The sequence below is a fragment of the Saccharothrix stipae genome (assembly GCF_054781895.1).
The window spans coordinates 740,807-760,573 of sequence record NZ_BAAGTN010000007.1 but is presented as its reverse complement, the minus strand read 5'-3'; the positions used below and the strand labels follow the sequence as shown (position 1 = coordinate 760,573).

Here is a 19,767-nt window from a genome sequence, read left to right as displayed (position 1 = left end):
CTCTACCGACCCTGACCCGCCGGTGCCGACCGCGGCACGGATCGCCGCACGGCCGCGCGTGGCGTGCCGACGAGCTGCCGGTTCAGGTCACCGCGCAGTGTGGACACCGCGTCGAGCACGTAGTTCTGCCGCACGCGCCACGGACCGCGGTCACCCTGGCGCGGGAACGCGTCGATGGCGCGCTGGATGTAACCGGAGGCGAGGTCCAGCAGCGGACGACGGACCAGGTCGCGGTCCGGGGTGGGTACCACGGCGGCGTAACCGCGCTCGTCCATGTGGTTGACCACCCGGCACACCAGGCGCGAGGTAAGGTCGGCCCGCAGCGTCCACGACGCGTTGGTGTACCCGACGCACACCGCGAAGTTCGGCAACCCGGTGATCATCGCGCCGCGCCAGATGAACTGCTCGGGCAGCCCGACCGGCCGCCCGTCCACGCTCGGCGTGATCCCGCCGAACGCGAGCAGTCGCAGACCGGTGGCGGTGACCACGACGTCGGCCTCCAGCACCCGCCCGGACTTCAGCCGCACCCCGTCGGGCGTGAACGTGTCGATGTGGTCGGTGACGACCGACGCGCGACCGGACCCGATCGACCGGAACAGGTCGGCGTCCGGGATCGCGCACAGCCGCTGGTCCCACGGGTCGTAGGTGGGCGTGAAGTGCTCGCGGACCAGTCGCTCGTCCTTGAGCGCCTTGGCCGACAGCCCGGTGAGCACCTTGCGGGCGACCTTCGGCCAGCGCCGGCAGAACTGGTAGAACGCCAGCCCGAACAGGATGTTCTTGGTCCGGATCAGCCGGTGCGCGACGCCCGCGGGCAGCAGTGCGCGGGTCTTGTCGGCGAGCTTGTCGCGGCCGGGCACCACGCCGATCCAGGTCGGCGAGCGCTGGAGCATGGTCACGTGCCCGGCGGTCTCGGCCATCGAGGGCACCAGCGTGACGGCGGTCGCGCCGCTGCCGATCACCACCACGCGCTTGCCCGCGTAGTCGAGGTCCTCGGGCCAGAACTGCGGTCGCACGACCCGGCCGCGGAAGGACTCGACACCGGGGAACACCGGGTCGTGGCCCTGGTCGTAGTCGTAGTAGCCGGTGCAGGAGTACAGGAAGTCGCAGGTGATCGTGCTCTCGCTGACCGCACCCGCCTCGTCGCGGCGGCTGATCGTCAACGTCCAGCGCGCGGTCTCGGTGGAGAAGTCGGCGGCCACCACCCTGGTCCGGTAGCGCACCAGCCGGTCGATGCCGAACTCCGCGGCGGTGTCCCGGATGTAGCTCAGGATCGACGGCCCGTCGGCGATCGACTTCGCCTCGCGCCACGGCTTGAACGGGTAGCCGAGGGTGAACATGTCCGAGTCCGACCGGATGCCGGGGTACCGGAAGAGGTCCCACGTCCCGCCCATGGCGTCGCGTGCTTCGAGGATCGCGACGGACTTGCCGGGGCACTCGGTGCGCAGCCGGTAGGCGGCGCCGACGCCGGACAGTCCGGCGCCCACGATCACGACGTCGAGGTGCTCGGGAGTGGTCATGGGCTCCAGTGTGGTGGCGGCGCCTGCGCGGTTCTTGACTGGGGGCGACAAGTATTTGACCCTGTACGACATGTCGGTGGTCCGGTCGGCGGGGTTGCGCGGGTTCCGGGCGACCGTGGCCGAGCTGGGCGGCCGGGCCGAGGACTACGCCCGCGCGGCGGGCCTGCCGGTGGCCGCGCTCGACGTGGACGACCTGCTGGTGTCCGACCGGGTGATGGCGGCCGTGCTGGAGCTCGCCGCCGAGGGGTTGCGCTGCCCGGACCTCGGCCTGCGGGTGGCCGCGCGGCAGGACTTCGGCATGCTCGGGCCGCTGGCGCTGGCCATCCAGAACTCACCGACCGTGGCCGACGCGCTGGAGTGCACCTCGCGCTACCTGTTCGTGCACGCCCGGTCGTTGAGCCTGTCGCTGGTCGACGACCCCTACGGTGCGCCGGACCTCGCCGCGCTGCACTACGGCCTGCCGCCGGGCCTGCCGATCTCGGTGCAGGCGATCGACCTGGGCCTCGGCTTCCTGCACCGGTCGATCACCTACCTGCTGGGCGGCCCGTACGGGTTGCGCAGCGTGGAGCTGCCGTACACGCCGGTCGCGCCCCTGGCGGTGTACGAGGAGTTCTTCGGCGCGACCGTCCACATCGGGCAGGACGCGCCGGTGCTGCGGATGCCGCGCGCCCTGGTGCACCAGCCGTTGGCGGGCGGTGACGAGCGGGTGTGGCGGTTGGCGCTGGCGTTCCTGGCCGAGCAGGCGGCGGGCGAGGGCGCGTCCACGACGGCACGGGTGCGCGCCGTGCTGACCCGGTCGCTGGGGACGTTCCCGCCGGAGATCGGCGCGGTGGCCCGGTTGGTCGACCTGCACCCGCGCACGGTGCAGCGCCGGTTGGCCGCGGAGGGCACCACGTTCGCCACCGTGCTGGACGAGGTGCGGCGTGAGGCGGCGAAGCGGTACCTGACCACCACCGACATGCCGATGAGCCAGGTGGCCGGCCTGCTCGGGTTGTCGGAGCAGTCCGCGCTCAGCCGCTGCTGCCGCCGGTGGTGGGGCGCCACGCCGAGCGCCGTCCGCCGCGGCGCCTGATGTCGTGCCGGGTCAAATGTCTGTCGCGGGAAGTCAAGCTCCGGGGTGCGGGTCGGGCCAGACTGGTCCGACCGACGTCCTGAGGAGGCCGCATGTCCCAGCTCTCGCGCTACCGGTTCGCGGGTGGCACGGCGGTGGTCACCGGCGCGGCCGGCGGCATGGGCGAGCAACTGGCCTACGGGCTGGCGCGGCGCGGCAGCGACCTGGTGCTGATCGACCGGGACGCCGACCGGCTGGCGGCGGTGGCCGCGAGGATCCGCGGCCCGCGGGTCGAGACGCACGTGGCCGACCTGTCCGACATCGCCGGTCTGGACGGCCTCGCGGCCCGCGTGCTGGCCGCGAACCCGCGGATCACCCTGCTGGTGAACAACGCGGGCGTCGCCCTGGGCGGCACGTTCGACCAGGTGAACGCGGAGGAGTTCGACTGGGTCGTGGACGTCAACTTCCGGGCGCCGGTCGCGTTGACCCGGCTGCTGCTGCCGACGCTGCTGGAGTCGCCGGGCAGCCACGTGGTCAACGTGTCGAGCCTGTTCGGGCTCATCGGGCCGCCCGGCCAGACCGCGTACTCGGCCAGCAAGTTCGCCCTGCGCGGGTTCACCGAGTCGCTGCGCCACGAGTTGGCCGACCGGGGCGTCGGCGTCACGTGCGTGCACCCGGGCGGCATCCGCACCAGGATCGCGGAGACCGCCCGGGTGGCGTCCGGGGTGAGCGAGGCCGAGGCGGCGCAGGGCCGGGAGAGCTTCGCCAAGCTGCTGACCTACCCCGCCGACAAGGCCGCCGAGCGGATCCTGGCCGGCGTGGAGAAGCGCAAGGGCCGGGTGCTGATCGCGTGGACCGCCGTCGTGCCCGACGTCCTGGCCCGGCTGTTCCCCACCTCGTACCTGGCCGTGATGACCCGCCTCAGCCCGGCCACCGCGCGCAACGCGGCTCAGCGCAGCACGACCTCCACCGGCGACTGAGTGACCTGGTCGTGCGAGGTGATCACCGGCGACACGCGGTAGGCGTCGACCTCGAAGGCCGCGCGCACGTCCGCGTCGGGGTCGCTCAGCAGCGCCGCGAGCTCGTCGGCGGCCAGGACGTCCTCTTCGGACAGTTCCGGCGCGTCGCTCAGCGTGCCCCACAGGTCCCAGAGGATCATCTCGTGCTTGTTCAACGACGCCAGGTCCTGCACGAGGTCGTGCCGCACCTGGGTCAGGCCGCGCGTGCCGGGGACGGTCAGCTCGGGTGACACCGCGAACCGCTCGGGGTCCACCTCGCCCGAACGGCACACCCGCCACGCGTCCGCGCCCACCAGGAACGCCTCCCGCGGCACGTCCACGAGGTCGACCTCGCTCTCGGTGAACTGCGGGTCGACCAGCCGCCACCGCCGCCCGTCCCACACCTCGGCCACCACGTGGTCCAGGTACCAGCCGGGCGCGAGGTAACCGGCGAACCCGACCCGTGACCGCGCCGGGATGCCGTGGTGGCGCGCCATCGACACGAACAGCAGCGTGAAGTCCCGGCAGCAACCCACGATCCGCTCGGTCGGCGCGCGCCGGTCGCCCAACGGCGCGGGGTTGAGCTCGTGCAGCCGGGCGAACATGTCCGCCGCGTACCGCAGGTCGACCTCCGCCAACCGGTCCGCCGGGAACCCGTGGTCGGTGATGTCCCCGTTGCCCCAGAAGTGGAACACCAACCCGGACGCGACCCGCCGCAACTCCGCCAGGTCCGGCCCCACACCGTCCAACCACCCGGCCGACGACCCCGGCTCACTGAACCGGCTGTGCTTCGCGTAGTCGATCACGTACTCCCCCTCGCCACGTCTGTGCCGCCATGTCTAGTCCGTGCCCCAGGGGCGGGGTCAAGGGGCGACGCGTGGTTCGTGGCGTAAGGCGCGCGATCAAGTGGTGACGGTGAACAGGACGTAGCCGTAGCTCAGCTCGTGCCGACCGGGGTTCGCGCGGATCCACGCGTCGACCACGTCGGATGGGAACTCGATGCGCAGCACGGATTCCAGCTCGGCCGCGTCGCGGCAGCGCCAGGACGACATCACCTCGGTGCGCTCGGCGCCCTGGTCACGCCACCACGCGTCGGTCGTGTCGGCGGTCCCCTGGGCCGACGCCCACGGTGAGGCGGCGAGCAGGTCGGCGAACTCGCCGTGCCGCCCGTCGTTGTCGATCACGACCAGCGCACCGCCCGGCCGCAGCACCCGCCGCACCTCGGCGAGACCGGGTTCGCAGCCCGGTGGGAAGAAGTACGCGAACCGGGCGTGCACCACGTCCACGCTCGCGTCCGGCAACGGGATGTGCTCGGCCGAACCGGGCCGCACGGTCCCCCGCTCGCCCGCCCTGACCAGCAGGTCCGGGTCCGGCTCGACGCCGATCACCGAGGCCGCGTCGACCGCGTAGCGGGGCAGCCAGAACCCCGTGCCGCAGCCGAGGTCGAGCACCGTGCGGCCGGCCCAGTCGGCCCGCTCGCGCAGCGCGCGCCACAGCACCTCGTCGGGGTCGATCGCCTCGTTCTCCCGCTCGTAGACGTCGGGGTGGTCGGCGATGTTGGGTGCGCGGTGGAAGTCGGGGAACACGCCGTCACCCTAGGAGCTCACGTCCGCGTTCCGCGCGCGTTTTCCTGTCGGTCGCCTGTCCGACCGCCGCTTGGCGATCTTCGACCGCACATTCACAGGTTCTCTCAGGATCACCGCTGACCTGGACCTTGCCCACCCACTTGGACTAGCGCAACCAGCCCAGCGGAATGGTCCGTGTATCTGATCGACAAGTCCTGGTACCTGTGTAGTACAGGGCGACCACAGGGGGTGCGCTCGTCCTGCCCGGTGATCCCGGGGAACGCAGACCTGGGGGGGTCTATGAAGCAGCACGGTACGAACAGCTTCTTCGTCGTCGGCGAGGGAGTGCTGGAGTTCGACCGCAACGGCGAGGCGACGACCCGTCAGCCGCTCACGGTGGAGGAGCTGCGCCGGTTCCGGTTCTCCCGGCTGGGGCCGGAGGGGACCCGACTGGACGAGGAGACCAGGATCGCCCTGGCCACCGCCATGACCGCGGACGTACCGCAGGCGGACTCCGCGGACCCGCCGATCCCGGCGGGCTTCACCTACCTCGGTCAGTTCGTGGACCACGACCTGACCATGGACCGCACCGAGTCGCAGCTCGGCGAGGACGTCAACCTCGACGAGCTGGTGCAGGGCCGCTCACCCGCCCTGGACCTCGACTCGGTGTACGGACGCGGTCCCGGTGACCGCAACGACCGGATCTTCTACGCCGCGGACGGCGTGAAGCTCAAGGTCGGCACCACCTCGCCGGCGCCGTTCCCGGACGAACGGGTCAACGTCGCGCTGGAGGGGTTCGACCTGCCGCGGTTCGGCGCGGCGGGCACGACCGGGGCCGACCGGCGCCGGCCGCTGATCCCGGACACCCGCAACGACGAGAACCTGGCCGTCGCCCAGACCCACCTGGCGTTCATCAGGTTCCACAACCGGGTCGTGGACGAGCTGGCGCTGCGCGGTCTGACCGGGCGGCGGCTGTTCACCGCGGCACGCGAGCAGGTGGTGCGCCACTACCAGTGGATGCTGCGCACCGACTTCCTGCCGCGGATCGTGGACCCGGCGATCGTGGACGACGTGTTCACCAACGGTCGGCGGTTCTTCGAGGCGCCGGGCCGGGGCAGGTCGCCGCACGGGCTCCAGCCGACCATGCCGCTGGAGTTCTCGGTGGCGGCGTACCGGTTGGGCCACAGCATGATCCGGGGCGCCTACCAGTGGAACCGGGTGTTCAACTCGAACGGTCCGGGCGGCGCCGCCTCCCTGTTCCTGTTGTTCGTCTTCACCGGCACCTCCGGCAACTTCGACCCGGGGTCGCAGCTGCCCGACCTGGACAACCCCAACTCGGGCACGGTCGACACGCTGCCCACCAACTGGATCGCCGACTTCCGCAGGCTGTTCGACTTCACCGAAGCCGACCGGCCGGACCTGGCGCCGCCGACCGCCGACGGGGGCAACCTCACCAAGCGGCTCGACACCCTGTTGGTCAACCCGCTGACCCAGCTCCCGGCGGGCACGTTCGACGGGCGCGGCACCACGTTCCCCGAGATCGAGCGCAACCTGGCGTTCCGCAACCTGACCCGGGCGAACATGGTCCGGCTGGCCAGTGGGCAGCAGATGGCGGAGTTCCTGGGCGTGCCGCCGTTGACCGGCGAGCAGGTCCTGGTCGGCAACCAGGGCGCCACGCTGGACTCGCTGACCGACGCGCAGAAGGGCGAGGTGACTGCCTCGACCCCGTTGTGGCTCTACGTGCTGCGTGAGGCGGAGTTCAACAACGGTCGCCTCGGGCCGGTGGGCGGCCGGATCGTGGCCGAGGTGTTCCACCGCGCCATCGAGGGCAGCCGCACGTCGATCGTCCGCGAGCCGTCGTGGCGACCGGCGTTCGGTCCGGACTCCCAGACGTTCCGGATGACGGACCTGCTGCTGTTCGCGTTCGAGGGCAAGGCGGACCTGCTCAACCCGCTGGGCGACTGACGTGTCGGGCCGGGGGTGGTGTGGCCGCTCGGGCGGCCGTCGCGGCTGACGCAGGTCGTCGTGGCGGTCCACCTGGCGGGGACGTTCCCGGTCTCCGTCCAGGCGCCGGCTCCCGTGATGACCGGGGGCAACCCCCTGCCGTTCGACCACGACCGGCGGGTTCGTGGTGAAGGACGTGGCGCTCATCTGTGCCGCACCGGTGCTGCTCGGACGTGTCCTGGGGGCGCGCACGAGCCGGCGGTGCGGACGGTGCCCGGTCCCCGGTCCTCCCGGGGGCCGGGTCTCCCCACCTCCTTGACAGCCGAGGGCGCGGAGCGATTGACTGCGGAGGTTTGAAACGATTCAAGCCTGCGGAGCCGCCCATGTCGTCCCTCAACGGGGTTTTCGGAGCCATCGACATCGGCGCCTCGGGCGGACGGGTCGTGGCCGGCGTGGTGGCCGGCGGTCGGACCACGCTGCACGTGGTGCACCGGTTCCCCAACGGCGTGGTGACGCGCGACGGGCACCTGCGCTGGGACTTCACCGGGCTGTACCGGGAGGTGGTGGTCGGGCTGCGGGCGCTGGCCTCCGGGTTCCCCGAGGTGGTGTCGATCGGCATCGACACGTGGGCCGTGGACTACGGGCTGCTCGGCGAGGACGGGGCGTTGCTCGCCGAACCGGTGTCCTATCGGGACGGGCGCACCGCCGAGGCGGTGGAGCGGGTGCACGCGCGGGTGGCGCCCGAGGCGTTGTACGCGATCAACGGCCTGCAGTTCCTGCCGTTCACCACGCTGTACCAGCTGGAGGCGGAGCGGGCGTCCCCGCGGTGGGACGAGGTGGCGCACGTCGTGCTGCTGCCGGACCTGCTGGCGTACTGGTTGACCGGCGAGCTGCGGACGGAGATCACGAACGCGTCCACCACGGGTCTGCTGGACGTGCGGACGCGGACGTGGGCGCCGGAGTTGGCCGACGGCGTGCCGTTCCCGCCGTTGCAGGAGCCGGGCGAGGTGCGCGGGTCGCTGCGGCCGGAGGTGGCGCGGGCGACCGGCCTGCCGAGCACGACGCCGGTCACGTCGGTCGGTTCGCACGACACCGCGTCGGCGGTGGTCGCGTTGCCCGCGGACGGGTCGCGCTTCGCGTATGTGTCCAGCGGGACGTGGTCGTTGGCGGGTGTCGAGCTGCCGGAGCCGGTGCTGTCCCCGCGCGCACGCGAGCTCAACTTCACCAACGAGGGCGGCGTGGACGGGCGGACCAGGTTCCTGCGCAACGTGGGCGGGTTGTGGCTGCTCCAGGAGTCGCTGCGGGAGTGGGGGGACCCGGATCCGGCGGACCTGCTGGCCCGGGCGGAGGCCCTGCCCGCGGGCGGCCCGACCGTCGACGTGGACGACCCGGCGTTCATCGCACCCGGCGACATGCCCCGGAGGATCGCGGCGGCGGCGACCGGCCCGCTGCGCACGCCCGCCGAGACCGTGCGCTGCGTGCTGGACTCCCTGGCGGTCGCCTACGCGCGCACCGTCGACCAGGCCGCCGAGGTGACGGGCCGGGACGTGGACGTGATCCACATCGTGGGTGGCGGCTCGCGCAACGACCTGTTGTGCCGCCTGACCGCCGACCTCTCCGGCCGCCGGGTCACCGCCGGCCCGGTCGAGGCCACCGCCCTGGGCAACGTCCTGGTGCAGGCCCGGACCCACGGCGCCGGCCCGGCCACGCTGGAAGCGATGCGCGCCCGATTGGCGACCACCTCGGACATCCGCCACTACGACCCGACCTGATTCGACCGACCCGCAGAATCCCACAGACCGAATACGCGTTTCCCTACGCCATTCGGGCATTCCCGAACAATACGATTTTCGCTCATGATTCCAGGTCGTCCGCGAGATGTTCCACGCCGCCGATATCGAAGGAAACGCTTGTCGTAACGCGCGCGGCAAAAGCATGGTCGACAGGGGGCCGCCTTTCTTCTGCCGTCGAACGGCCGACTTCACGACGCCGGGTGCGTCGTCGCACCCGCCCACCGCGGGCCGGAGACCTTCGCCGCGCTCCTGCGGCGCGAGAACAAGGTCGTCGGTTACCTGCACTGGCTGGCGGCTCACCACCCGGACGCGGCGGACCAGTACTTCTTCACCGGCAAACCGAACCTCGCCGACCTGCTCGACGGGAACGACCCGGTCGCGGGTTTCGGCGACGGCAACCTCAAGGCCGTGTCCCCGGTCGGCGTGATCCACCTGTTCCGGCAGTACTTCTTCGAGCTGACCTCCTTCCTGGGCACCCCGGTCGGCCACGTCTGGATCAGCCCCGGCACCACGGTCGAGCTGACCACGCACAAACAGATGCGCAACCAGTCCGCGCTCACCCTCACGGTGGAGGCGGTCATCTCGACCGTGAGGCACAACTTCTCCGCGGTCGGGCCTTACACCTCAGGGCAGACCGGCAGGATCGTCGCCTCGAAAGAGGTCTGCATCCAGGACCTCCGCGCTGGCGAGGAGTGGACCGAGGGCACCTGCGGACCGCTGCTCAAGTCGGGCAACCTGGTGTTGCGGGCGAAGCGGTGGTGACGAGCACGTCGGGCGCTCACCGCGGCAGGGCGTGACGCTCCCACTCGCGGTGGAAACCTTCGACGTGGCGGGTGACGCGCGTGGCGGCCAGGTCGCCGTCACCTGACTGAACGGCCCGCAGGATCGACCGGTGCTCGCGGCGCAGCCGCACGGCGGTGCGCGGCCAGTCGGGCAGCGCCTGCACGGCGTCCAGCACGGTGCGGTGGATCGCGTCGCGCAGCGCGGCCATGATCGCGGTGTTCACCGCGTTGCCCGCAGCAGCCGTGAGGGCGACGTGGAAGTCGGCGTCGAGCTGGTGGAACGCGTCCGCGTCGAGGTCCGGCGCGTCCATCCGGGCCAGCAGGTCCGCGGCACGGGCCAGTTCCGGGTGGTCGGGGTCGGTCGCGGCGGCGCGCACGGAGTGGCTCTCGATCATCACCCTGGTGCCGACCAGGTCGGCCATCGGCAGCCTGCGGGTGGCCAGGTGCAGCCGCAGGGCCGCGCCGAGCCCGCCCGCCGGGTCGGCGATGACGGTGGTGCCCGCGTCCGGCCCCGAGCCGACGCCGCTGCGCACCACGCCCATCGCCTGCAACACCCGGATCGCCTCGCGCACGGTGGCGCGGCTGACCCCGAGGTCCTCGGCCAGCCTGCGCTCGGCGGGCAGCTGCTGCCCCACGCCGAGCCTGCCCGCGCTCAGCTCAGACTCGACGTGCCGCAGCACCGCGCCGTACCCGGACAAGGCGAACACCTCCGCACGCGACTGTGGTCTGACCACAGCCTGGTGTGGTCAGACCACAGAGCCTAGACTCACCGCGGTGAGAGTCGCGCTGTTCGTCACGTGCCTGGTCGACGGGCTGTTCCCGGACGTCGGCAAGGCCACCGTCCGGCTGCTGGAACGACTCGGCCACGAGGTGGTCGTGCCGCCCGCCCAGACCTGCTGCGGCCAGATGCACATCAACACCGGCTACCCCGGCCAGGCGCTGCCGGTCATCCGCAACCACGTCGAGGCGTTCGAGCGGGCCGACGTGATCGTCGCACCGTCCGGGTCGTGCGCGGGATCGGTGCGGCACCAGCACGCGCACGTCGCCCGCGAGCACGGTGACGCGAAGCTGGCCGAGGCCGCCGCGGACACCGCCGAGCGCACGTACGAGCTGTCGGAGTTCCTGGTGGACGTCCTCGACGTCACCGACGTCGGCGCGTACTTCCCGCACCGGGTCACCTACCACCCCACGTGCCACTCGCTGCGCGTGCTGAAGGTCGAGGACCGGCCGCTGAGGCTGCTCCGCGCGGTCGAGGGCATCGACCTGGTCGAGCTGCCGTCCGCCGAGACGTGCTGCGGTTTCGGCGGCACGTTCGCGGTGAAGAACTCCGACACCTCCACCGCCATGCTCGGCGACAAGATGAGCGCCGTGCTGAGCACGAAAGCGGGCGTGCTCACCGCGGGCGACTCGTCGTGCCTGATGCACATCGGCGGCGGCCTGAGCAGGCTGCGCAGCGGCGTCCGCCCGCTGCACCTGGCCCAGGTCCTGGAGCACACCCGATGACGTTCCTGGGCATGCCCGCCGGCGGCGGCAACCTGACCGGCGAGCCGTTCCCCAAGGCCGCCCGTGAAGCCCTGGGCAACGCCCAGCTGCGCCGCAACCTCGCCAAGGCCACCGCCACGATCCGGGCCAAGCGCGCGAACGTCGTCGGTGAACTCCCGGACTGGGCGCAGCTGCGCGCGGCGGGTGCGGCGATCAAGGACGAGGTGCTGGCCGACCTGGACGAGCACCTGGTGCGGTTCGAGGAGGCGTTGACGAGCCGCGGCACGCACGTGCACTGGGCGCGGGACGCCGACGAGGCCAACCGCGTCGTCGCCGACCTGGTGCGGGCGACCGGCACGCGCGAGGTCATCAAGGTCAAGTCGATGGCCACGGTCGAGATCGGGTTGAACGAGGCGTTGGCCGACATCGGCGTGCACGCGGTGGAGACCGACCTCGCCGAGCTGATCGTCCAGCTGGGCGACGACAAGTCGAGCCACATCCTGGTGCCCGCGATCCACCGCAACCGGTCGGAGATCCGGGACGTGTTCCGGCGCGAGATGCCGGGCGTGGACCCGGAGCTGACCGACGACCCGCGGGCGCTCGCCGAGGCGGCCCGCAAGCACCTGCGGCACAAGTTCATGACGGTCGACGTGGCGATCTCGGGCGCGAACTTCGGCGTGGCCGAGACGGGGTCGCTGGTGGTGGTCGAGTCCGAGGGCAACGGCCGGATGTGCCTGACCCTGCCGCGCACGCTGATCAGCGTGGTGGGCATCGAGAAGCTGGTGCCGACGTGGCAGGACCTGGAGGTGTTCCTGCAACTGCTCCCCCGCTCGTCCACCGGTGAGCGGATGAACCCGTACACGTCGGTGTGGACCGGGCCGACGGAGGGTCAGACCAGTCACGTGGTGTTGGTGGACAACGGCCGCACGGCGACGCTCGCCGACCCGGAGGGCCGGGCGGCGCTGCGCTGCATCCGCTGCTCGGCGTGCCTGAACTCGTGCCCGGTGTACGAGCGCACCGGCGGTCACGCGTACGGCTCGACGTACCCCGGCCCGATCGGCGCGGTGCTGTCGCCGCAGCTGACGGGGGTGGATCGCAACCCCACGCTGCCGTTCGCGTCGTCGTTGTGCGGTGTCTGCTACGACGTGTGCCCGGTGGCGATCGACATCCCGTCGATGCTGGTGCACCTGCGGGCACGGGTGACCGAGTCGAAGAAGACCACACCGGAGTCGACGGCCATGCGCGCGCTGGCGTGGGCGATGTCGGACGCGCGCCGGTGGCGGCGGCTGGTGCGCCTGGGCCGGTTCGGGCGGCTGGCGAGCCGGCACGTGCCGCTGCACGGCTGGTCGACGGCCCGTGACCTGCCGCAGCCACCGAAGGAAACGTTCCGCGACTGGTGGGAGTCCCGATGAGCGCGCGTGACGAGGTCTTGGCGAGGGTTCGGCGGGCGAAGGGGCCTGGTGCGGCCGCGCCGGTGCGCCGCGAGTACCGGGCGGCGGGCACGCGCGGGCCCGGTGACCTGGAGCTGTTCGCGCAACGCTTGCGCGACTACCGCGCACAGGTCCGCATCGTCGGTGCGGACGAGGTGCCGGGTGCGATCGCGGAGGCACTGCGCGACCGCGGCGCGCGGCTCGTGGTGGCGGCGCCCGGCATCCCGCCGGCGTGGACCTCTACGTGGACCTCCGCGTGGTCCGACCAGCCGGAATTGTCGGACCCCGGCGGTAGAATTGAGTTCAGGGTTCCCCTGGGCGGGGACCCCGGCGAAGCCGCGCCCGACCCCGGCGAAACCGAGCCCCACCCCGGCAGCCAAGCTGCGCCCCTCCCCGGCGAAGCCGAGCCCCACTCCCGCGAAACCGAGCGCCGCCCCGGCGAAGCCGAGCCCCTCAGCCGCGAGATCGAGCCCCCCAGGCGCGAAATCGAGCTCCTCGGCCGCGAAACCGGGCTCATCCGCACGCCCGTGGGCGTCGCCACCCTCGAACGCGTCGACGCCGTCGTCACCGCCTGCCACGTGGCCGTCGCCGAGACCGGCACGATCGTGCTCGACCACGACGCCGCCGACCAGGGACCGCGCGCCCTCACGCTCGTGCCGGACTACCACCTCGTGGTGGTGCGGGCCGACCAGGTGGTCGCGGGCGTGCCGGACGCGGTGGCGGCGTTGGCCGGGGTGCGCACCCAGACCTGGATCAGCGGACCCTCCGCGACCAGCGACATCGAGCTCGAACGGGTGGAGGGCGTGCACGGTCCGCGCACGCTGGAGGTCGTCATCGCCCGCTGACCGTGCGCAACCGGTCCCAGCAAGTGGGCGGATCCGCCCACCCTGGCGGGTTTGGCTAAGCTTGACCCTCCAACCGAGAGGCGCTGCAACGGGTGACGAGCCCGCCACGCTCGGTAGGGGTTCGACATCCGCAAGGGCGCCTCCCCCGATGGGAGGCCGCGTGTCGGAAAACGCCCTGCGAGAGCTGCTGGACCAGCGCGTCGCGGTGCTGGACGGCGCCTGGGGCACCATGCTCCAAGCCGCCGCGCTCACCCCGGCCGACTACCGCGGCGATCTGCTCGGCGACCACACGCACGACGTCACCGGCGACCCGGACCTGCTCAACCTGACCCGGCCGGACCTCATCCTCGACGTGCACCGCCGGTACCTGGCCGCGGGCGCGGACATCACCACCACGAACACGTTCACCGCGACGAGCATCGCCCAGGCCGACTACGGCCTGGAGGAGCTGGTGCGCGAGATGAACCTGCGCGGCGCCCAACTGGCCCGCCAGGCGGCCGACGAGGCGGGCGGCCGGTTCGTCGCGGGCTCGGTCGGCCCGCTCAACGTCACCCTGTCGCTGTCGCCGCGAGTCGAGGACCCGGCGTACCGGACGGTCACGTTCGACCAGGTCAAGGACTCGTACGCGGAGCAGATCGGCGCGCTCGCCGAGGGCGGCGTCGACCTGCTGATGATCGAGACGATCTTCGACACGCTCAACGCCAAGGCCGCCGTCGCCGCGGCCCGCGAGGTCGCGCCGCACCTGCCGCTGTGGATCTCGGTCACCATCGTGGACCTGAGCGGGCGGACGCTGTCCGGGCAGACCGTCGAGGCGTTCTGGAACTCCGTCGCGCACGCCGACCCGCTCGTGGTGGGCGTGAACTGCTCGCTGGGCGCGGCCGAGATGCGGCCGCACATCACCGAGCTGGCCCGGCTCGCGGGCACCTACACCGCGAGCCACCCCAACGCCGGGCTGCCCAACGCGTTCGGCGGCTACGACCAGACCCCGGACGAGACGGCCGCGCTGCTGCACGGGTTCGCCGAGGACGGCGTGGTCAACATCGTGGGCGGCTGCTGCGGCACGACGCCCGAGCACATCGCGCGGGTCGCCACGGCGGTCAAGGACATGGCGCCGCGGCCGGTGGCGAGCAGGCCGGAGCGGACCCGGTTCAGCGGTCTGGAGCCGTTCGAGATCGGCTCGGACACCGGGTTCGTGATGATCGGCGAGCGCACCAACGTGACCGGTTCGGCGAAGTTCCGCCGGCTGATCGAGGGCGACAACTACCAGGCGGCGGTGGACGTCGCGCTGGAGCAGGTGCGTGGCGGCGCGAACCTGCTCGACGTGAACATGGACGCCGACCTGCTCGACAGCGAGCGGGCGATGACCACGTTCCTGAACCTGGTCGCCACCGAGCCGGAGATCGCCCGGGTGCCGATCATGGTCGACAGCTCGCGGTGGAGCGTGCTGGAGGCCGGGCTGAAGTGCGTGCAGGGCAAGGGCGTGGTCAACTCGATCAGCCTGAAGGAGGGCGAGGAGCCGTTCCTGGCCCAGGCCCGCCGCATCCGCGACTTCGGCGCCGGCGTGGTGGTGATGGCGTTCGACGAGCTGGGCCAGGCCGACACCGCCGAGCGCAAGGTCGAGATCTGCGGTCGCGCGTACGACCTGTTGACGCAGAAGGCCGACTTCCCGGCCGAGGACATCATCTTCGACCCGAACGTGCTGGCGGTGGCGACCGGCATCGCCGAGCACAACGGGTACGCCAAGGCGTTCCTGGACGCGATCCCGCTGATCAAGCAGCGCTGTCCGGGCGTGCGGATCAGCGGCGGCATCTCCAACCTGTCGTTCTCGTTCCGCGGCAACGACACCGTGCGCGAGGCGATGCACTCGTCGTTCCTGTACCACGGTGTGCGCGCGGGCCTGGACATGGGCATCGTCAACGCCGGTCAGCTCGCGGTCTACGAGGACATCCCGAAGGACCTGCTGGAGCTGGTCGAGGACGTGCTGTTCGACCGCCGCCCGGACGCCACCGACCGGCTGGTGTCGTTCGCCGAGACGGTGGCGGGCTCGGGCACCAAGCGGGTGGTCGACCTGGCGTGGCGCGAGGGCCCGGTGGCCAAGCGGCTGGAGCACGCGCTGGTGCACGGCATCGTGGACTTCATCATCGAGGACACCGAAGAGGCCCGGCTGGAGGCCAAGCGCCCGCTGGACGTGATCGAGGGTCCGTTGATGGACGGCATGAAGGTCGTCGGCGACCTGTTCGGCGCGGGCAAGATGTTCCTGCCGCAGGTGGTGAAGAGCGCGCGGGTGATGAAGCGCGCGGTCGCGCACCTGGAGCCGTACATGGACGCGGAGAAGGAAGCCTCCGGCTCCACCCGCGGCAACGGCAAGGTCGTGCTGGCCACGGTGAAGGGCGACGTGCACGACATCGGCAAGAACATCGTCGGCGTGGTGCTGGGCTGCAACAACTACGACGTGGTCGACCTGGGCGTGATGGTGCCCGCGGCGAAGATCCTGGACACCGCGATCGCCGAGGGCGCGGACGCGGTCGGCCTGTCCGGGCTGATCACGCCGTCGCTGGACGAGATGGTGTCCGTGGCGGCGGAGATGCAGCGGCGCGGGATGAAGCTGCCGCTGCTGATCGGTGGCGCGACGACGTCCCGCCAGCACACGGCCGTGCGCATCGCGCCCGCGTACGACCAGACGACGGTGCACGTGCTGGACGCGTCACGGGTGGCGGGCGTGGTGTCGGCGCTGCTGGACGAGGACCGCGCCGAGGAGTTGGGCGCGGCGACGCGGGTCGAGCAGCAGCGGTTGCGCGAGGAGCACGAGAACCGGCAGAGCACGCCGTTGCTGACCGTCGAGCAGGCGCGGGCGAACGCCGAGGTGGTGTCGTTCGAGGAGTTGCCGACGCCCGCGTTCACCGGGCTGCGCGTGGTGGAGCCGTCGCTGGCCGAGCTGCGTGAGATGATCGACTGGACGTTCTTCTTCCTGGCCTGGGAGCTCAAGGGCAAGTTCCCGAAGATCCTGACGACCAACCCGGCCGCGCAGGAGCTGTTCGACGACGCGAACGCGATGCTCGACCAGATCATCGCCGACGGCTCGTTGCGGGCGAAGGGCGTGTACGGCTTCTGGCCCGCGCACGCCGAGGGTGACGACATCGTGGTGGACGGCAGGCGGCTGCCGATGCTGCGCCAGCAGACGACCAAGCCGCAGAGCAGGCCGAACCGCTGCCTGGCCGACTACGTCGCGCCGGCGGGCGACCACCTGGGTGGGTTCGCGGTCGCGATCCACGGCGCCGAGGAGCTGTCCGGGCGGTACGAGCGCGAGCAGGACGACTACAAGTCGATCATGGTGAAGGCGTTGGCCGACCGGCTGGCCGAGGCGTTCGCCGAGCACGTCCACCTGCGGGCGCGGCGCGACTGGTTCGAGCCGGACGCCGACCCGGCGCTGGAGGACCTGCACGCCGAGCGGTTCCGCGGCATCCGGCCCGCGTTCGGCTACCCGGCGAGCCCGGACCACAGCGAGAAGCAGGACCTGTTCGCGCTGCTGGGGGCCGAGCGGGTGGGCCTGGCGTTGACCGACTCGTTCGCCATGACCCCGGCGGCGAGCGTCAGCGGCGTGATCTTCGCCAACCCGGGTGCGCGCTACTTCACCGTCGGCCGGATCGGTCGGGACCAGGTGGTCGACTACGCCCGCCGGCGCGGCATGCCGCTGGCGGAGGTCGAGCGGTGGCTGCGGCCGAACCTGGCGTACGAGCCGGGCGCCTGAGCAGGAGCAGCCGGGCAGGGGTGGCCGAGCGGGGGTGGCCGAGCGGGGGTGGCCGAGCGGGGAGCCGGTCCTAGGCCCCTGGTCCGGTGTCGTGCGTCCGTGGGGCGCGGGGGCGCTCGGACAGGTGGACCGGCAGGGTGGTGAGACCGCGGATGGTCGGCGAGGCGTACCAGGCGAGTTCCTCGGCCGGCACGGCGAGCTCCAGGTGGACGTCGTCGCGCAGCAGTGCGCCGAGCGCGGCGCGCACCTCGACGCGGGCGAGGTGCGCCCCGATGCAGTGGTGCGTGCCGTAGCCGAGCGAGAGGTGCCGGTTGGCACCCCGGTCGGGCTCGAACACCTGCGGGCGCTCGAAGGCCGCGGCGTCGCGGTTGGCCAGCGGAAGGGCCGCGGTGACCCGATCGCCGGCCCTGATACAGGCCTCGCCGAGGGTGACGTCCTCGGTGGCGACGCGGGCCATGCTCAGGGTGACCGAGGGGCTGTAGCGGAACGACTCCTCGATGACGCCGTCGAGCAGCGAGGGGTTCGCGCGCAGCGACGCCAGCAGGGCGGGGCGGGTCAGCAGGCAGAGCACGGCGTTGCCGATCTGGGCGGCGGCCAGCGCGTGGCCGTCGAAGAACAGGGACGCCGCGAGGCCGGTCAGCTCGGTGTCGGTGAGCAGGCCGCGGTCGTGGTGCGCGGCGACGAGGTCGGCCAGCAGGCCGGGCGGCAGGTCGGGGTCGGCCAGCAGGTCGGTGACCTCGGCGTGCAGCAGCAGTTCCGCGTGGTAGGTCTCGGTCGGGTCGGCGGCGCCGGGCGTGCCGAGCCGGCGCAGGGAGCTGAGGCCGATCGACTCGCGGCGGGCGGTGGGCACGCCGAGCAGTTCGCAGTGGGCGGTGAAGGTCAGCGGTGCGCAGAAGTCCGCGATCAGGTCCGTCACCGGACCGGACCGGACGGCCTGGTGCAGCAGCCGCTCGGCGATCCGCTCGATGGTGGGGCGCAGGCGCTCGACGCGTCTGGCGGAGAACGCGCCGCCGATGATGTTGCGGATCCGGGTGTGCCGCGGCGGGTCCATCTCGGTGATCGACATCTGCAGTGCGGGGCCGCGCGGGTGGCACGCCTCGGCGGCCTCGGCCCGGCTGAACCGCCCGTCCCGCAGGAAGTCCCGCGTCTCGGGGTAGCCGGTCACGAGCCACTGGCCGCCGTCCGGGCCGTGCACGGGCACCACCGCGGGGTCGACCGGGACCGCGGTGGTGCCGATCAGCTGCCGCTGGTGCGCGCCGTCGACGAACTCCGCTCCCCCGAGGCCGTGGGCGGTGCTGACCGTGGTCATGGTGACTTCCTCTCCTCAGCGAGTACCGGGACAGTTGCCGTGCGACGACCGAGCAGGCACACCACGAGGCAGACCGGTGCGAGGACCACCATCGCGGTGCGGAGGTCGCTTCGGTCGGCGATCTGGCCGACCAGGGCGGGCCCCAGGAGCAGGCCCAGGTTGGCCAACGAGGCGGTCGCGCCGATGAGCGCGCCGCTCTCACCGGGTGGCGCGCCGCGCCCGGCCAGCCCGTAGGTGATGGGTGTGGCGACCGAGATCGCGGCTCCGACCAGCGCCGTGCCGGCCAGCGCGATGAGCGGCTCGGCGGCCGTGGCGATCAGCAGCACCCCGACGCCGGAGACCAGCCCGGCCGCCTGGAGCAGCGTCCGGTCCGCGGCGCGGACGGACAGCCAGTGCCCGCCCAGGCGGCCCGCGGCCATCATCCCGGCGAACACCCCCGGTGCGGCCGCCGACCAGGGCGGCGCCGCGTCCAGGACGTCGGACAGGAACACCGCGCTCCACTGCTGCACACCGCTCTCGACCAGCATCGCCAGACCGGCCAGCAGCACCAGCAGCGGCACGGGGCGGACCCGCGGGCGGCGGGCGCCCGGCGTCCGTTCGCGGCGGGCTCTCCGCTCGTGGCGGCCCACGTGCTCCGGGAACGAGTCGCGCACCGCCCACACCCAGCCGACCAGGCCGATCGCGAGCACCACCGACACCGCACGCGCGGGCACGCCGGCCGTCGCGACCAGTCCCGTCAGGGCGCTGAACACCAGGACCCCGACGCTGAACAACGCGTGCGCCCGGTTCATCACCCGCGCCCCGGTCCGGGCCTCCTCGGCCGAGGCGAGCGCCACCACCACGACGTTGCAGGCGCCGGAGCCGAATCCGAACAACGCGATCGACACGACCAGGCCGGGCACCGAGCCGGCCGTCGTCGGCAGCACGGCCGTCACCGCGAACAGCACGAGCACGGAGGCCACGACCACCCGGCCGAAGCGGTCCAGCAGGCGGCCCACCCACGCCATCGCGGGCAGCGCGGCCACCGCGCCGACCAGCAGCGCCAGCCCCAGCTGCCCGGTGGTCGCACCGGTCGCCGCCCGCACCTCGGGCAGGGCGGCCAGGTACGGACCCCACAACGCGCCGTACGCCGTGAACGCGACCGGCACCACTGCGTTGCGCGGCGGTGCCGCGATCACCGTCACGCCCGCCCCCGTGCGCCGGAATCCGAGCGGCGGGACAACCGAAACACCGAAAGGCGCCGACGGGTCACCCAGTTGTCGTCCGAGGAGGGAATGTGTGTTTTCGCAGGAACGTCCATCGA

The 19,767-nt window shown here is 72.3% G+C and carries 14 protein-coding genes, 1 pseudogene and 1 riboswitch; of the genes and pseudogenes, 9 read left to right on the top strand and 6 right to left on the bottom strand.

Going from position 1 to position 19,767, the window contains the following annotated elements:
* Positions 1-2: 2 nt before the first annotated feature.
* On the bottom strand, positions 3-1,517 hold the full coding sequence (locus ACYVLT_RS16115) for a flavin-containing monooxygenase (RefSeq protein WP_461120985.1): 1,515 nt from the start codon (positions 1,515-1,517) through the stop codon (positions 3-5).
* Between the two features lie 70 nt (positions 1,518-1,587).
* Here ACYVLT_RS16115 and ACYVLT_RS16110 point away from each other — a divergent pair, with 70 nt between their 5' ends.
* Positions 1,588-2,589, top strand: a complete 1,002-nt coding sequence (locus ACYVLT_RS16110; protein WP_461120984.1) for an AraC family transcriptional regulator — start codon at positions 1,588-1,590, stop codon at positions 2,587-2,589.
* A 92-nt stretch (positions 2,590-2,681) separates the two neighbouring features.
* A complete protein-coding gene (locus tag ACYVLT_RS16105; RefSeq protein ID WP_461120983.1) occupies positions 2,682-3,548 on the top strand; it encodes an SDR family NAD(P)-dependent oxidoreductase in 867 nt (288 codons plus the stop codon).
* Here ACYVLT_RS16105 and ACYVLT_RS16100 read toward each other — a convergent pair.
* Together ACYVLT_RS16100 and ACYVLT_RS16095 are read right to left on the bottom strand one after the other, a co-directional pair.
* Complete coding sequence (locus ACYVLT_RS16100) at positions 3,518-4,372, bottom strand: transglutaminase-like domain-containing protein (protein ID WP_461120982.1); 855 nt, start codon at positions 4,370-4,372, stop codon at positions 3,518-3,520. The two genes, ACYVLT_RS16105 and ACYVLT_RS16100, sit on opposite strands and share 31 nt — an antisense overlap.
* A 96-nt stretch (positions 4,373-4,468) precedes the next feature.
* Complete coding sequence (locus ACYVLT_RS16095; protein ID WP_461120981.1) at positions 4,469-5,152, bottom strand: class I SAM-dependent methyltransferase; 684 nt, start codon at positions 5,150-5,152, stop codon at positions 4,469-4,471.
* Between the two features lie 279 nt (positions 5,153-5,431).
* On the opposite strand from ACYVLT_RS16095, the gene ACYVLT_RS16090 reads away from it, so the two are divergent.
* From ACYVLT_RS16090 to ACYVLT_RS16080, 3 genes are all read left to right on the top strand, one after another.
* A complete protein-coding gene (locus tag ACYVLT_RS16090; RefSeq protein ID WP_461120980.1) occupies positions 5,432-7,096 on the top strand; it encodes a peroxidase family protein in 1,665 nt (554 codons plus the stop codon).
* 362 nt (positions 7,097-7,458) lie between these two features.
* Positions 7,459-8,847, top strand: coding sequence for a rhamnulokinase (locus tag ACYVLT_RS16085; RefSeq protein WP_461120979.1), 1,389 nt, complete (start codon positions 7,459-7,461; stop codon positions 8,845-8,847).
* Between the two features lie 429 nt (positions 8,848-9,276).
* Entirely contained in the window at positions 9,277-9,630 is a 354-nt protein-coding gene (locus ACYVLT_RS16080; RefSeq protein ID WP_461120978.1) for a hypothetical protein, read from the top strand.
* Between the two features lie 16 nt (positions 9,631-9,646).
* Here the strand turns inward: ACYVLT_RS16080 and ACYVLT_RS16075 are convergent, their stop codons facing one another.
* A complete protein-coding gene (locus tag ACYVLT_RS16075) occupies positions 9,647-10,348 on the bottom strand; it encodes a FadR/GntR family transcriptional regulator (RefSeq protein WP_461120977.1) in 702 nt (233 codons plus the stop codon).
* A gap of 76 nt (positions 10,349-10,424) precedes the next feature.
* On the opposite strand from ACYVLT_RS16075, the gene ACYVLT_RS16070 reads away from it, so the two are divergent.
* The 4 genes and pseudogenes from ACYVLT_RS16070 (at position 10,425) to metH (ending at position 17,155) form a co-directional block, all read left to right on the top strand.
* Positions 10,425-11,153 carry a (Fe-S)-binding protein gene (locus ACYVLT_RS16070; RefSeq protein WP_461120976.1) on the top strand — a complete coding sequence of 243 codons (729 nt, stop codon included), beginning with the start codon at positions 10,425-10,427 and terminating at the stop codon, positions 11,151-11,153.
* Positions 11,150-12,544, top strand: a complete 1,395-nt coding sequence (locus tag ACYVLT_RS16065; RefSeq protein WP_461120975.1) for a LutB/LldF family L-lactate oxidation iron-sulfur protein — start codon at positions 11,150-11,152, stop codon at positions 12,542-12,544. Before ACYVLT_RS16070 ends, ACYVLT_RS16065 begins: the two co-directional genes overlap by 4 nt.
* A gap of 545 nt (positions 12,545-13,089) precedes the next feature.
* Positions 13,090-13,407 (top strand): annotated as a pseudogene (locus ACYVLT_RS16060) (LutC/YkgG family protein); the annotation flags it as partial.
* Positions 13,408-13,476: 69 nt separating this feature from the next.
* A riboswitch (S-adenosyl-L-homocysteine riboswitch) is annotated at positions 13,477-13,556 on the top strand.
* Positions 13,557-13,567: 11 nt separating this feature from the next.
* On the top strand, positions 13,568-17,155 hold the full coding sequence (gene metH, locus ACYVLT_RS16055; protein ID WP_461120974.1) for a methionine synthase: 3,588 nt from the start codon (positions 13,568-13,570) through the stop codon (positions 17,153-17,155).
* A 70-nt stretch (positions 17,156-17,225) separates the two neighbouring features.
* Here metH and ACYVLT_RS16050 read toward each other — a convergent pair whose 3' ends face one another.
* Together ACYVLT_RS16050 and ACYVLT_RS16045 are read right to left on the bottom strand one after the other, a co-directional pair.
* Positions 17,226-18,464: a cytochrome P450 gene (locus ACYVLT_RS16050; protein ID WP_461120973.1), complete on the bottom strand. Its 1,239-nt coding sequence runs from the start codon at positions 18,462-18,464 to the stop codon at positions 17,226-17,228.
* Positions 18,461-19,648, bottom strand: a complete 1,188-nt coding sequence (locus tag ACYVLT_RS16045; RefSeq protein ID WP_461120972.1) for an MFS transporter — start codon at positions 19,646-19,648, stop codon at positions 18,461-18,463. The genes ACYVLT_RS16050 and ACYVLT_RS16045 overlap by 4 nt, the downstream gene beginning before the upstream one ends.
* Between the last annotated feature and the right edge of the window lie 119 nt (positions 19,649-19,767).